The 13,583-nt window shown below is 61.6% G+C and carries 12 protein-coding genes; 7 read left to right on the forward strand and 5 right to left on the reverse strand.

Features of this window, described 5'->3' with window-relative positions:
- Positions 1 to 215 precede the first annotated feature (215 nt).
- Together tkt and AC0IPL_RS08215 are read left to right on the forward strand one after the other, a co-directional pair.
- Positions 216 to 2,237, forward strand: a complete 2,022-nt coding sequence (tkt, locus tag AC0IPL_RS08210) for a transketolase (RefSeq protein WP_474273474.1) — start codon at positions 216 to 218, stop codon at positions 2,235 to 2,237.
- A 212-nt stretch (positions 2,238 to 2,449) separates the two neighbouring features.
- On the forward strand, positions 2,450 to 2,989 hold the full coding sequence (locus AC0IPL_RS08215) for an invasion associated locus B family protein (RefSeq protein ID WP_474273475.1): 540 nt from the start codon (positions 2,450 to 2,452) through the stop codon (positions 2,987 to 2,989).
- 197 nt (positions 2,990 to 3,186) lie between these two features.
- On the opposite strand, the gene AC0IPL_RS08220 is transcribed toward AC0IPL_RS08215, so the two are convergent.
- A complete protein-coding gene (locus tag AC0IPL_RS08220) occupies positions 3,187 to 4,158 on the reverse strand; it encodes a DUF808 domain-containing protein (protein ID WP_474273476.1) in 972 nt (323 codons plus the stop codon).
- A 246-nt stretch (positions 4,159 to 4,404) separates the two neighbouring features.
- On the opposite strand from AC0IPL_RS08220, the gene gap reads away from it, so the two are divergent.
- A complete protein-coding gene (gap, locus tag AC0IPL_RS08225; RefSeq protein ID WP_474273477.1) occupies positions 4,405 to 5,406 on the forward strand; it encodes a type I glyceraldehyde-3-phosphate dehydrogenase in 1,002 nt (333 codons plus the stop codon).
- 76 nt (positions 5,407 to 5,482) lie between these two features.
- Positions 5,483 to 5,626 carry a hypothetical protein gene (locus tag AC0IPL_RS08230; RefSeq protein WP_474273479.1) on the forward strand — a complete coding sequence of 48 codons (144 nt, stop codon included), beginning with the start codon at positions 5,483 to 5,485 and terminating at the stop codon, positions 5,624 to 5,626.
- 81 nt (positions 5,627 to 5,707) lie between these two features.
- Here the strand turns inward: AC0IPL_RS08230 and coaD are convergent, their stop codons facing one another.
- The 3 genes from coaD to AC0IPL_RS08245 form a co-directional block, all read right to left on the reverse strand.
- Entirely contained in the window at positions 5,708 to 6,217 is a 510-nt protein-coding gene (coaD, locus tag AC0IPL_RS08235) for a pantetheine-phosphate adenylyltransferase (RefSeq protein ID WP_474273481.1), read from the reverse strand.
- A 117-nt stretch (positions 6,218 to 6,334) separates the two neighbouring features.
- Positions 6,335 to 6,769: a CBS domain-containing protein gene (locus AC0IPL_RS08240; protein ID WP_474273482.1), complete on the reverse strand. Its 435-nt coding sequence runs from the start codon at positions 6,767 to 6,769 to the stop codon at positions 6,335 to 6,337.
- A gap of 78 nt (positions 6,770 to 6,847) precedes the next feature.
- Positions 6,848 to 7,744: a LysR family transcriptional regulator gene (locus AC0IPL_RS08245; RefSeq protein WP_474273484.1), complete on the reverse strand. Its 897-nt coding sequence runs from the start codon at positions 7,742 to 7,744 to the stop codon at positions 6,848 to 6,850.
- Between the two features lie 161 nt (positions 7,745 to 7,905).
- Here AC0IPL_RS08245 and AC0IPL_RS08250 point away from each other — a divergent pair, with 161 nt between their 5' ends.
- From AC0IPL_RS08250 to AC0IPL_RS08260, 3 genes are all read left to right on the forward strand, one after another.
- Positions 7,906 to 9,405 (forward strand): CoA-acylating methylmalonate-semialdehyde dehydrogenase, encoded by a 1,500-nt coding sequence (locus AC0IPL_RS08250; protein ID WP_474273485.1) that lies wholly within the window; start codon positions 7,906 to 7,908, stop codon positions 9,403 to 9,405.
- 203 nt (positions 9,406 to 9,608) lie between these two features.
- Positions 9,609 to 10,643, forward strand: a complete 1,035-nt coding sequence (locus tag AC0IPL_RS08255; protein ID WP_474273487.1) for a fatty acid desaturase — start codon at positions 9,609 to 9,611, stop codon at positions 10,641 to 10,643.
- A 175-nt stretch (positions 10,644 to 10,818) separates the two neighbouring features.
- The gene (locus AC0IPL_RS08260; RefSeq protein WP_474273488.1) at positions 10,819 to 11,421 is read left to right on the forward strand and encodes a L,D-transpeptidase; all 603 of its coding nucleotides are present in this window, start codon (positions 10,819 to 10,821) and stop codon (positions 11,419 to 11,421) included.
- Between the two features lie 130 nt (positions 11,422 to 11,551).
- Here AC0IPL_RS08260 and AC0IPL_RS08265 read toward each other — a convergent pair whose 3' ends face one another.
- The gene (locus AC0IPL_RS08265; RefSeq protein WP_474273489.1) at positions 11,552 to 13,381 is read right to left on the reverse strand and encodes an O-linked N-acetylglucosamine transferase, SPINDLY family protein; all 1,830 of its coding nucleotides are present in this window, start codon (positions 13,379 to 13,381) and stop codon (positions 11,552 to 11,554) included.
- Positions 13,382 to 13,583: the final 202 nt, after the last annotated feature.

The raw sequence follows: 13,583 nt of genomic DNA on the forward strand, positions 1-13,583 counted from the left end.
ACTGTTTTGCCGTCCTCCGCACGAATCGCGCGAATGACGGCTGACATGGGCCATGTTTCTCCGTTCTAGGAATAAGACACCGCCCATTGCGTTTCAACCACTTGCCACGGCAACTTCGCGCGGTTCAGCAGACATATGCGCAACCGTGCTTGATCTTTGCGGCATCGCTGTTATTGAGCGCAACAATCGCCTGTTAACGCCAAAGGACATACCAAGTGGACCTGACAGCCCTGCGCACCGCCAATCCCGACCATTGGAACAAGGCCGCCGCCATCCGCGCGCTGGCCCTCGACGCCGTTGCCGCGGCCAACTCCGGCCATACCGGTATGCCGATCGGCATGGCAGATGTGGCGACCGTTCTGTTTGAAAAGCACCTCAAATTTGACGCATCCAACCCGGCCTGGCCGGACCGTGACCGGTTCATCCTGTCGGCGGGCCATGGCTCGATGCTGATCTATGCGCTGCTGTATCTGGCCGGCGACAAGCAGGTCACGCTGGAGCAGATCAAGAACTTCCGCCAAACCGGCGCGCTGACCGCGGGCCACCCGGAAAACTTCCTGCTGGACGCCGTGGAAACCACCACCGGTCCGCTGGGCCAGGGCATCTCCAACGCCGTCGGCTTTGCCATGGCCGAGGAAATGCAGCGCGCCCATTACGGCAAGAAGGTCGTCGATCACCACACCTATGTGATTGCCGGCGACGGCTGCCTGATGGAGGGCATCAGCCAGGAGGCCATCGGCCTTGCCGGTCGCCACCAGCTGGGCAAGCTGATCGTGTTTTGGGACAACAACAACATCACCATCGACGGCACGGTTGAGCTGTCCGACCGCACCAACCAGGTGCAGCGTTTCAAGGCGTCAGGCTGGCAGGTTCTGGAAATCGACGGCCACGACCCCAAGGCCATCGACGAAGCCATTGCAGCTGCGAAGAAATCCAAGAAGCCGTCGATGATTGCCTGCAAGACCCACATCGCCCTGGGCCACGCCGCGCAGGACACCTCCAAGGGCCACGGCGCGCTGACCGATCCCGACCAGCTGAAGGCCGCCAAGGATGCCTATGGCTGGACCGGTGGCCCGTTCGAGGTGCCGGCCGAGATCAAATCCCAGTGGGAAGAGATCGGTGCCCGCGGCAAGTCCGAACGCGAAGCCTGGGAAGCCCGCTTTGCCGAGCTGTCGCAGCAAAAACAGGACCGTTTCACCCGCGCCTACAACCTCGAGGCACCGAAAAAACTGTCCGCCACCATCAAGGCGCTGAAAAAGCAGATCTCGGAATCGCAACCCAAGGTCGCAACCCGTAAATCTTCGGAAATGGCGCTGGAAGTGATCAACCCGATCATGCCCGAAACCGTGGGCGGCTCTGCTGACCTGACCGGCTCCAACAACACCAAGACCGGCGATCTGGGTGTGTTCGACACCGACAACCGCAAGGGCCGCTACGTCTATTGGGGCATCCGCGAGCACGGCATGGCGGCAGCCATGAACGGCATGGCGCTGCACGGTGGCATCCGCCCCTATGGTGGCACCTTCTTCTGCTTCACCGACTATGCCCGCCCGGCTATGCGCCTGGCGGCCCTGTCGAAGATCCCGACCGTGTTTGTGATGACCCACGACTCGATCGGTGTTGGCGAAGACGGCCCGACCCACCAGCCGGTCGAGCACCTGGCGATCTGCCGTGCGACCCCGAACACCTATGTGTTCCGCCCCGCGGACTCGGTTGAAACCGCGGAGGCCTGGGAAATCGCCCTGACCTCCAAGGAGACGCCGTCGGTTATGGCGCTGACCCGCCAGAACCTGCCCACCGTGCGCACCGAACACAAGCTGAGCAACCTGGTCGAAAAAGGCGCCTACGTGCTGGCCGAGGCCGAAAGCAAGCGCCAGGTGATCCTGATCGCCAGCGGCTCCGAAGTCTCTGTCGCGATGGAGGCCAAGGCCAAGCTCGAGGGCATGGGCATCGGCACCCGCGTGGTCTCCATGCCCTGCATGGAGCTGTTTGCCGAGCAGGACGAAGCCTACCGCCGCAAGGTGCTGCCCGCGGGCCCGATCCGCGTCGGCATCGAGGCGGCTGTGCGCGACGGCGGCTGGGACCGCTGGCTGCTGGGTGAGCGCGGCCAGGAGAAGAAAGCCGGTTTCGTCGGCATGGACCGCTTCGGCGCCTCCGCCCCCGCAGGCGAGCTGTTCGAGCGCTTCGGCATCACAGCCGAGGGCACCGTGGCGAAGGTGAAAGAGCTGCTGGTCTGAGGCCCGTTAAATTCCTGAAACAGAAAGGGCATCCAAACGGGTGCCCTTTTCCTTTGTGAGTATTTGCTGTGCCGACAAAACGGCCGTTCGCCACAAGCACAAAACCTATCCACGTCGGCTCCGCTTCCGCGGTTGGCACCCGTAATGCTGAAGTTGAACTGTCAGCAAGCAACCGATACTGGTTCTGCCAAAGAATGATTGAAGAGGCAGGAATGAAAAGGAAGAATTGGCTCTGGGCGATGGCCCTAGTTTCTCTGACGGCGGCTTGCGTAAAACCCGGGTCTGAAGACAGCGACTATACCGTCCGATCACGCCATGACGCCTGGTCGGTCTTGTGCCGTGACGTTCAGGCGAATTGCGTCGCCGGCCTCGATGTCGAAGATATGAACGGAACGCGAATCCTCACGATTAGCGGTTTCCTTCTGCCTGAAAACGACAAGGCTGCTGTTGCGGGATTCACCATCATGGTCCCAGCCAGAATGATTGCGCCCGGACGCCGGGACCTGCGAGTAAGCAAGGCGGCCGGGCTCGTGATGTCCGTCGATCACCGGGTCGCACGGCGATATCCCATCAAGGATTGCGAACGTGATTTCTGTAAGGTGGGCGTCGGAGTAGAGCGTGGGGTCTTGCGTGCTCTTGAAACAGGTAAGACTGCCAGACTTACATTTGTGTACTCGGGTCCGGAAGAAAGGACAGAAGTGTTTCAGATTCCCTTGTCCGGTTTGGCGGAGGCGATTAGGGCGGCAGGTTGAATTGTTCAACCAGCTGAGGCCGAAGCAGGACGGTCTGGAGTTTTGCGGTAACATATTTAGCTGACCGGAGTCGGAGCCCGCCCAAGCGGACACTCATCTTGGATTTGCTTCCCAGTAAAGCATGGTCACCAAGCAAGCGAGAGCCAATGACCGCAACGGGCCGAACCGGCTATTCAGCCAATTCGGCCCGTCGCATCTCAATGACCCGTCGCCTTGCCGGAGACTTTAGCAATCGTCGGCATGATGACCTTTGTCGCCAGCGGGATCATAACCAGCCCCAGCGCGAGGCCCAACACCCCGTCCATTGCTGCCTTGGCCGTCCACTCGGCAAAGCCCTCCCAGGCCGCAGGCACCGCGTGGCCCACCGCATAGGCCCAGTCGTGGATGTGGTGCCCCAGCCAGCCAAAGCCCAGCACCTCCAGCCCGTGGATGATGATGGAGCCGCCGACCCACAGCATCGCCGCGGTGCCGACCACCGACAGGATCTTCATCAGCACCGGCATGAACTTCACCAGGCCGCGCCCCAGCCCGCGGCCCAGACCGGTGCGGGCATTTTGGGCCAGGAACAGACCGACGTCGTCCATCTTCACGATCAGCGCGACAGAGCCATAGACCGTCAAGGTGACGCCAATCGCAACCACCGCAAGGGTGGCGGCCTGCATCCAGACATTCGGGGCCTCGATCGCAGCCAGTGAAATCGTCATGATCTCCGCCGACAGGATGAAGTCGGTCTTGATCGCCCCCTTGATCTTCTCTTCCTCGAGGTGGCCGGGGTCCTTCACGCTCATATCCTCGTCGATCGCGTGGCTGACATGGGGAAACAACACGTGAAAGATCTTCTCGGCGCCCTCGAAGCACAAATAGCACCCGCCCAGCATCAACAGCGGCGTAATAAGCCACGGCGCAAAGTTGGCCAGAAGCATGGCGACTGGCAGCAGCAGGATCAGCTTGTTGAACAGCGAGCCACGGGTGATGCGCCAGATGATCGGCAGCTCCCGCGCAGGCGCAAAGCCTTGCAGGTACTTGGGCGTCACCGCCGCATCGTCGATGATGACACCGGCGGTCTTGGCGCCGGCCTTACCCGCCGCCGCCGCCACATCATCAACCGAGGCCGCCGCAACCTTGGCAATCCCCGCCACATCATCCAGAAGCGCCAGCAGTCCGCTCATGCCGAAATCCTCAAATCTTTGCCCGCAGTTGCATTGCAATCTGCCTGCTTCGGCGGCGCAGCACAAGCGTTAGCGCCACCGTCCGACAAGGGTCTGTTTTCGTTAACGCCACCGGTTTGCGCCGTTATCGCCAACATGCACTTTTTGCGCTAACAGTTTCATATTGTGGCGCTTTTACCCCTTTAGGCCCCATGGGCAGCGGGCTATATGGCAGCCAAAGGTATTTGCTCGCTTGGAGACGCTCAGATGACCATCAAAGTCGGGATCAACGGATTTGGCCGCATCGGCCGCTGCACCCTGTCGCATATCGCCGCCTCCGGCCGCGACGACATCGAGGTGATCAAGGTCAATGCTACCGGCCCGCTGGAGACCGCAGCACATCTGATTAAATACGACAGCGTGCATGGCCGGTTCCCCGGCGAGGTCAGCATCGGCGAGGGCACCATGAACCTTGGCCGCGGCGACATGCAGATGTTCTCGACCTATGACATGAACGAACTGGACTGGTCCGGCTGCGACGTGGTTCTGGAATGCACCGGAAAGTTCAACGACGGCGAAAAAGCCAAGGCGCATCTGGCCCGTGGTGCTGGCAAGGTGCTGTTGTCGGCGCCCGGCAAAAACGTCGACAAGACCATCGTCTACGGCGTCAACCACGACAAGCTGGAAGCCGGCGACAAGATGATCTCCAACGGCTCCTGCACCACCAACTGCCTGGCGCCGCTGGCCAAGGTGCTGGACGAGGCCTTTGGCATCGAACACGGCATCATGACCACCATCCACGCCTATACCGGCGATCAGCCCACGCTGGACCGCCGCCACGACGACCTGTACCGCGCGCGCGCCGCTGCGATGTCGATGATCCCGACCTCCACAGGTGCTGCCAAGGCGCTAGGAGAAGTGCTGCCGAACCTGAAGGGCCGTCTGGATGGCTCTGCGATCCGGGTTCCGACGCCGAATGTCTCTGCCGTCGATCTGAGCTTCCGCGCCAGCCGCGATGTCACCGTCGAGCAGATCAATGCCGCCGTCAAGGAAGCCGCGACTGGCCCGATGAAGGGCGTACTGGGCTATGAGCCGGCGCCGCTGGTTTCGGTGGATTTCAACCATAGCCCCGAAAGCTCCATCTTTGCGCCGGACCAGACTCGCGTCGTCGACAACCGCATGGTGCGGGTGCTGGCCTGGTACGACAACGAATGGGGTTTCTCGGTGCGGATGGCCGATGTGGCCGTCGCGATGGGCAAACTCGGCTGAGCGCAGCCTAACACCTTGAGATTTCTCGCCCGCTCAGGTTATCTGAGCGGGCGTTTTACATTGCGGCGGTGCCTTCATGACCAATCGGATTGCCATTACCCTCGGCGTGCTGCTGCTGGCCGCACTTGCGGTGGACGTGGCGCTGTTCGACGACCGGCACGTGGTCTTTCTGGGCAAAAAACTGTTTGCCCTGATCCACTGGCTCGCCTTCTGGCGCTAAGACAGCTGCGCCTCTGTCGGCCTCGCTGAAAGGCAAAAAGCCGGGCATTGCGCCCGGCCTTCGTGTTGAGACAACCGGATCTTACCGGCTCAGGTCGTTCTTCCCCAGCTGCTGCAACAGCCGCTCGCGCACCAGGGGGGTGACAAATTTCGCCACATCCCCGTCGAGCCGGGCAATTTCCTTGACCAGTTTGGACGCAATCGCCTGATGCCGCGCCTCGGCCATCAGGAACACCGTCTCGACCGAACTGTCGAGCGCGCGGTTCATGCCGACCATCTGGAACTCATACTCGAAATCGGCAACCGCCCGCAGACCGCGCACAATGATCTGGGCGCCGACATCGCGGGCGCAATCGATCAAAAGGTTCTCAAACGGGTGTGCGACGATTTCGGTGCCGGTCTCGGCACTCAGCTTCGCACATTCGGCCTCGATCATCTCCACCCGCTCTTCCAGGGAAAACAATGGCCCCTTGTCGCGGTTGATCGCCACGCCGATCACCAGCTTGTCCACCAGCGCGCTGGCACGGCGGATAATGTCGATATGCCCGAGTGTGATCGGGTCGAAAGTGCCGGGATACAGACCTACGCGCATCAGCGGCCTCCTGCCTAGTCAAATTTCGGCACACGCAAACACGTTTGGCCGCGCGATTGCAAGAGCGCAGAAATACGGACCCCGCGCCCGATGGGACATTGGGCCGGGTTAGGCCCGTCAATGCCCCATGATCATGTCCTTCAGGGCGTCCTTTTCCATGGCGACCTCGGCCAGCTGCGCCTTGACCGCATCGCCCAAGGTGACGATGCCGATCAGCTTGCCGTCTTCGACCACCGGCATGTGTCGGAACCGACCGTGGGTCATCTGGGTCAGGACGTGTTCGACGTTGTCATGGCTTGTACAGGTCACCAGTTCGCGGGTCATGTAATCGCTGACCGGCTTTATCAGACACCCGGCACCGCTGGCGGCCAGCTCACGCACGATGTCGCGTTCGGACAGAATGCCATCCGCCGTCTCGCCGTCCGCCGAAATCACGACCGAACCAAATTTCTTTTCCGCCAACAACTTGGCGGCCTCAGCCACGCTGGCCTGCGGTTTCACTGTCACCACGCCCGTGGTGGCCTTGGACTTCAAAATTGCCTGAATGAGCATCCTGCACCCCTTCGTAATTTTCTTGCGTACCAGCAAGGTTTGCCGCAATGCAGCTTCAAGTCAAGGTTTCCGGGCCGGTCAGGTCAAGGCTTCCAGCCGGGCCACCTCATCCCGGATGCCCCGTGACAGCGCCGCGGCAAAGCGATTCAGCCGCTCGCTGCGCTGGTCGCCCTGGTGACGCACCAGATGAAAGCCGCGGGTCAGGCTCACCTTGTCGGTCAGGATCTTGCGCAGCATCCGATGGGCCGGCAGGCTGAAATCATGGGCGATGCAGACCGCAGTGCCCTCTGCGGCCATCTTGATCTGCACCGAGACGGAATTGGACGCCAACGCCACCCGTTCCACGCCGATGTCGTTCAGGTAATCCAGTTCCTTGTCAAAAATCATGTCGGGGATATAGCCGATCATCTTGTGGCCCTTCAGATCTTCCAGCTTCTCGATCGGCGGGTGGCCCTTCAGATAGTGGCGCGACGCCACCAGGTGTAGTTTGTAATCGCAGATCTTCTGCACCAGCAGCTTGCCCGCTGTCGGCGCGCTGACGGTCACCGCCATGTCCGCCTCGCGGCGGCTGAGGTTGATGACACGGGGCAGCGCCACGATCTGGATGTCCAGATCCGGGTTGGCTTCGGCGATCTGGGCGCAGACCTGCGGCAGCAGGTAATTCGCAGCGCCGTCCGGCGCGCCAATGCGGATCTGTCCCGACAGAGTGTCACTCGGCCCGCTCAGCGCCTCTGTGCCCGCGCGCATAGCCTGTTCCGCCGCCTCTGCGTGGATCAGCAACCTGTCGCCAGCCGCACTCAGCGCGTAGCCCTGCGGTGATTTCACGAACAGCGGCGTCTCCAGCGCCGCCTCAAACCGCGCCACACGGCGGCCCACCGTCGCCGGATCCATCTTGAGCGTGCGCCCCGCCCCCGACAGGCTGGCCTCTCGGGCGACCGCCAAAAACACCTTCATATCATCCCATTGCGGGTCCATCGCGCCGGATCCTCCGTGCCTGAGGCGCCCTGCCGACCGATTGGCGGCGGTCCGGCGCCGGTTAACCTATTGCGTTCCTGCAAAGCCTCTTTGAAATCTTTCCCCTTTTGCGACGTTTTTTGCAAGCCTAGGATTGCCTCAGCTGAATAGAGGAGGCTCCGATGAAAGAACTCGGTCATTTTATCAACGGCGAACTGGTGTCCGGCACCTCGGGCCGTTATGACGACGTCTTCAACCCCGCCACCGGCGAAGTGCAGTACAAATGCCCGATGGCCAGCGCTGAAGAAACCACCGACATCATCGAAAAAGCGGCCGCCGCGCAGCCCAAGTGGGGTGCCACCAACCCGCAGAAGCGCGCCCGCGTGATGATGAAGATGGTCGCGCTGATGAACCGCGACATGGACAAGCTGGCCGAAGCGCTGTCGCGCGAGCACGGCAAGACCATCCCCGACGCCAAGGGCGACCTGCAGCGCGGTCTGGAAGTCATCGAATACTGCGTCGGCGCACCGCAGATGCTGAAGGGTGAATACACCGACAGCGCCGGCCCCGGCATCGACATGTATTCCATGCGCCAGCCCCTGGGTGTTGTCGGCTCGATCATGCCGTTCAACTTCCCGGCCATGATGCCGCTGTGGCACGTCGGCCCGGCGCTGGCCTGCGGCAACGCCGTGGTTCTGAAACCGTCCGAGCGCGACCCCTCCGTGCCGCTGATGCTGGCGGAACTGTTTGTCGAGGCAGGCCTGCCCGAAGGCGTGTTCCAGGTTGTGAACGGCGACCGCGAGGCGGTGGACACCATTCTGGACAGCGAGATCATCCAAGGCGTGTCCTTCGTCGGCTCCACCCCGATTGCGCAGTACATCTACTCCCGTGCCACCGCCAACGGCAAGCGCGCCCAGTGCTTCGGCGGCGCCAAGAACCACATGATCATCATGCCCGACGCGGATCTGGACCAGGCCGCTGACGCGCTGGTCGGGGCCGGTTTCGGCGCCGCAGGCGAACGCTGCATGGCGATCTCGGTTGCGGTTCCGGTGGGCGAGGAAACTGCCGACAAGCTGATCGAGAAGCTGGTGCCGCGCATCGAAAAGCTGAAGGTCGGCCCCTACACCGCAGGCGACGACGTTGACTTGGGCCCGGTGGTCACCGCCGCGGCCAAGGAGCGCATCCTCGGCCTGATCCAGTCCGGCGTCGATCAGGGCGCGGAACTGGTGGTCGACAACCGCGACTTCAAACTGCAGGGCTACGAGGACGGCTTTTTTGTCGGTGCCCACCTGTTTGACCGGGTCACCCCGGACATGGACATCTACAAGCAGGAGATCTTTGGTCCGGTTCTGTCCACCGTGCGCGTCGAGACCTATGAAGAAGCCCTGGCGCTGGCAACCGACCACGAATATGGCAACGGCACCGCGATCTTCACCCGCGATGGCGACACCGCCCGTGACTATGCAAACCGCGTGCAGGTTGGCATGATCGGCATCAACGTGCCGATCCCGGTGCCGCTGGCCTATCACACCTTTGGTGGCTGGAAGAAATCCATGTTCGGCGACCTGAACCAGCATGGTCCCGACAGCTTCAAGTTCTACACCCGCACCAAGACGGTGACCTCCCGCTGGCCCTCGGGCATCAAGGAAGGCGGCGAGTTTAACTTCAAGGCCATGGACTAACCTTCAGGTCCGAAATAACTTTCAGGGCTCCGGCATGCCGGGGCCCTGGTCCGTTTTGGGGCGGACGGGATGCATCAGGCCCGCGACGAGACCCGCGGCATCCTGCCCACGGACGCCGCTTTTGTTCGCAATCCCGTCTTTTTTACTTGCTCCACGCGGCAACTCGTCTATCCGGGCGGTAAGAGAAACATAACGGCAGGCGCATGAGCATTCCCGAAACCACCAAGCAGGCCACTCCGGCCACAAGAACCGCACGCGACTGGGTCAAGATTCTGGCCAAATACCGGGACCCGGACCCCTGGCGCAGCGCCTTTGAGCTGGCGGTCACACTGGGGCCGTTTCTGGTGCTGTGGGGTTTGGCCTGGTGGTCGCTTTCGGTCAGCTACTGGCTGACGCTGGCGATTTCGGTGGGGATTGCCGGCTTTCTGCTGCGTCTGTTCACCATCCAGCATGATTGCGGCCACGGGTCGTTTTTTGCCAACCGCCATGTCAGCGATTGGGTGGGGCGGATCATCGGAGTTCTGACGCTGACGCCGTATGACGTCTGGCGCCGCACCCATTCGATCCACCACAGCACCCACGGCAACCTCGACAAACGTGGCATGGGCGACATCCACACCATGACCGTCGCCGAATACCGCGCCGAAGGGCGCTGGGGGCGATTGATGTACCGGCTGTACCGCCACCCCATCACCCTGTTCGCCATTGGACCGGGCTATCTATTCTTTCTCCAGAACCGCCTGCCCTACGGCCTGATGGGACAAAGCCGCTATTGGATCAGCGCCATGGGCACCAATCTGGCGATCCTCGTTGCGCTGGCGGTGATGTGGTATTTCGGCGGGCTTGCCCCGATCCTGCTGATCTTCGTGCCGGCCACCCTGCTGGCCGCCACCGCCGGTCTGTGGCTGTTCTATGTGCAGCACCAGTTCGAGACCACCCAATGGGAACAGGACGAGGACTGGCAGCTGCATGACGCTGCGCTGCACGGCAGCTCGCACTACGTGCTGCCGCCGGTGCTGCAATGGCTCAGCGCGAATATCGGCATCCACCATGTGCATCATCTCTATAGCCGGATCCCGTTCTACCGTCTGACCGAGGTGCTTCGCGACCACGGCGAACTGGCCGAGGGCAACCGGATGACCATCCGCGAGAGCCTTGCCAATGCCCGGCTCCACCTCTGGGACGAAGACAGCAAACGCCTGCTGTCCTTTGCCCAGGCGCGCCAGCTTTACAGCTGAGGCCGCCCCCCTGTCGGCGCCACTGCGCCGCGTCGGCAGGACATCGCCCACAAGGGCGCCAAACCAGCGAACACATCCGCGTGAGCACTGCCGTTAGCCCGCTGCGTGGGCTAGGAAATCGCGCGCGCATTGTTATCTTGCCGCTGAATGCAAATAACTGACGGTTGAGGACACAATGAGCAGATCTCCCATCACCCGCCGCGCCACTCTCCTGGGGTTGGGCGCCACATTGACCACCCCGGCCCTGCTGCGCGCCCAATCCAACGATGCGTTCCCTCAGAATGAGCCCGCAATCCGTGAGGAGGTGCCGGTGCAGCGCAATATCTCCGCCTTTGCCCAGCAGGACTGGCGCGACCATTTCGACGAGCTAGGCGTCGGCTGTCTCCTGGCGGATATTTCCTCGCGGGCGCTGCATTACTGGGGCAGCGACGGCGAGACCTATCGGCTGTTTCCCTCCTCCGTTCCGATGAGCGAGGAACTGACCCGCCGCGGCTACTCCCGCATCGTGCGCAAGCGGGAAAACCCCAGCTGGACCCCCACCCAAAGCATGCGCGAGCGCGACCCCAGCCTGCCGCAGCGCATCGAAGGCGGTGTGCCGGGCAATCCCTTGGGCACCCGCGCGATGTATCTGGACTGGCCGGCCTATCTGGTGCACGGCACTCATGACACCCGCAAGATCGGACGGCAAAGCTCCTCTGGCTGCATTGGCCTCTACAATCAACACGTCGAGGAGCTGTACGAGCTGGTCAAGGTCGGCACCCAGGTGCGACTGCTGTAGCAACAATCGCCCGGACGAGGCGCCGCGGGGTCGTGGCGGCCAGCCCGAGGGTCACAGGCCGACACTAAAAAACCGGGGGCGTGCAGCGGATGCACGCCCCCGGTTCTATTTCTGCCGGTTCCGACGCCCGTCAGTCCAGGCTCAGGTGATCCGGTTTCAGACCTGCGTTGAAACGCTCCAGCGTCTTTTCCATCAACGCTTCGAAATTGCGGGTGAATGTCTTGGTATCATACAACGGCCCGGTCTCGATGCCGGCCTTCAGCCGCGTTTTCACGTCGGCCAGATAGTCGGGATCGCGCGCCAGTTTCAGCGCCAGAGCCTGGTACTGCTGGGTAGATCCGGCGGCCAGTTCCGGCAGCCCCACGGCGTTGACAAGACTGGTGGCGACCCGCGCGGCAAACTGCTTGCCGGTCTTGGTCACCACCGGCACCCCGGCCCAGAGCGCGTCACTGGCCGTGGTATGCGCATTGACCGCAAAAGTATCGAGGAACACATCGGCCAGCTGGAGCCGTGCCAGATGCTCCTTCTGATCGGCATAGCCTGCGAACACGATGCGTTCTGGACCGATGCCGCGGCGTTTGGCCTCTTTCAGGATGTTTTTCTGCGCCTTTAACTGCGGCGCATAGAACCACAGCACGCTACCCGGCACCCGGTCCAGAATCTTCATCCAGACGTCGAACTCATCCGGCGAGACCTTGTATGGGCTGTTGAAGGAGCAAAACACAATGGCATCCTCCGGCAGCCCCGCTTCCGTCCGGGTGGGCACGGAACTGGCGGCCTGGCGCTGGTCGTCATTGGGCTGGTAGCACGTCGGCATATAAAGGATCTTCTCGCTGTAATATTTCCGTAGCGCTGGCGGGATCGTCAGCGGATCCGCCACCATGTAATCCATACCCTTCACCCCGGTCGTACCGGGATAGCCCAAGTAGGCCACCTGAACAGGCGCAAGACGGTTGTCAAAAATATTCAGCCGGTTCGCCTTTGTATAACCCTTCAGGTCGATTGCGATGTCCAGCCCGTCCTTGCGCGCAAGCGCCGCGAGTTCGTCGTTCTCCAACTGTACCACCTGGCGGTAAACGTCGGCTGCGTGTTCGGCCCTTACACGCCCTTCCTGGTCATTCACCACGCCATAGTCATAGATATAAATCTCGAAACGGTCGCGGTCGTGCAACTCCAGCTGCCGTGCCATCAAATACATCGTTGCGTGATCGAAAAAGTCATTGGAGAAATAACCTAGCCTGATTTTACGGCCTTCCCCGCGTGGCCGTTCGAAATCAGCGGGCCGACTGCCGGCATTTGCCAGCTGCGCCGCCTGGACCGAATACTTCATTTGCAAAGCCGGATCATCGGTCAGCGTCAGCAGCGCAAAGGGGTCGATTCCCGAGTCGGAATTCTGAAACACCTGTACGCGTTTTTCACGGTTGCCGAGATCAGTCCAGTCGCAGATACGGCGGCGCAGATAGATCAGCCGCGCCAGCGCCGTCGAATTGTTAGGATCGAATTTCACCGCGGCGTCGAAGTAATTGATCGCCTCCTCGTCCTGTTTCAAACGCATCAGGTAGCTGCCGATAAACGTGAGAGTCTTTGAGTTCGACGGATCCAGCCGCAACGCATCCACATGCGCTAGAATAGCCTTGTCCGGACGATTCATCAGCTCCAGAACTTCCCCCAGAGCGGTGTGCAGCATAATGCTTTTTCCATCCAGTTCCAGCGCCTGGCGCAACAGGTATTCGGCATCGGCATACTGGCGCTTGGACGACAGCTTGCGGGCCTTTTCAAGCAGCACCAGCGCTTGCTTCTCGGGGGATGCTGTGGCGGATTTGACCATGCCGTGCCGCATCGACAGGGCAAAATCGGCGCGTCCATTGCCAACTACCGCGTCAGTAAACCCTTGCTTGGTCTTGTCCCCGCCACCAGCGCCCGCGGTTGCCAGAAAATGCTGAGCCCCAGAATTCGACACTGCGTCTACTCCTTTTTGGAATGTATTGGCGGGAGTCCCCGCCCGTGGTCTGTTTGCAGCCGACTGTCGCGCAAAGGGGTTAACATTCTCCTCACCATGTCCGCCCCGCCGCATCTTGCAGCGCTGCGACAATGCTGCACGCCAGCTTTGCATTTGCGCAGGTTGCTTCACCGCGCTGTGACAGCTATTAAATTAACACCCG

This window comes from Leisingera sp. SA32, assembly GCF_056033425.1.

What these genes read in the sequence shown, in the direction of transcription:
- AC0IPL_RS08240 (WP_474273482.1), bottom strand. Translation starts at nt 6,769, where the DNA reads ATGCTCATTCAGGCAATTTTGAAGTCCAAGGCCACCACGGGCGTGGTG.
- AC0IPL_RS08260 (WP_474273488.1), top strand. Translation starts at nt 10,819, where the DNA reads ATGAGCAGATCTCCCATCACCCGCCGCGCCACTCTCCTGGGGTTGGGC.
- gap (WP_474273477.1), top strand. Translation starts at nt 4,405, where the DNA reads ATGACCATCAAAGTCGGGATCAACGGATTTGGCCGCATCGGCCGCTGC.
- AC0IPL_RS08245 (WP_474273484.1), bottom strand. Translation starts at nt 7,744, where the DNA reads ATGGACCCGCAATGGGATGATATGAAGGTGTTTTTGGCGGTCGCCCGA.
- AC0IPL_RS08230 (WP_474273479.1), top strand. Translation starts at nt 5,483, where the DNA reads ATGACCAATCGGATTGCCATTACCCTCGGCGTGCTGCTGCTGGCCGCA.
- AC0IPL_RS08255 (WP_474273487.1), top strand. Translation starts at nt 9,609, where the DNA reads ATGAGCATTCCCGAAACCACCAAGCAGGCCACTCCGGCCACAAGAACC.
- AC0IPL_RS08220 (WP_474273476.1), bottom strand. Translation starts at nt 4,158, where the DNA reads ATGAGCGGACTGCTGGCGCTTCTGGATGATGTGGCGGGGATTGCCAAG.
- coaD (WP_474273481.1), bottom strand. Translation starts at nt 6,217, where the DNA reads ATGCGCGTAGGTCTGTATCCCGGCACTTTCGACCCGATCACACTCGGG.
- AC0IPL_RS08215 (WP_474273475.1), top strand. Translation starts at nt 2,450, where the DNA reads ATGAAAAGGAAGAATTGGCTCTGGGCGATGGCCCTAGTTTCTCTGACG.
- AC0IPL_RS08250 (WP_474273485.1), top strand. Translation starts at nt 7,906, where the DNA reads ATGAAAGAACTCGGTCATTTTATCAACGGCGAACTGGTGTCCGGCACC.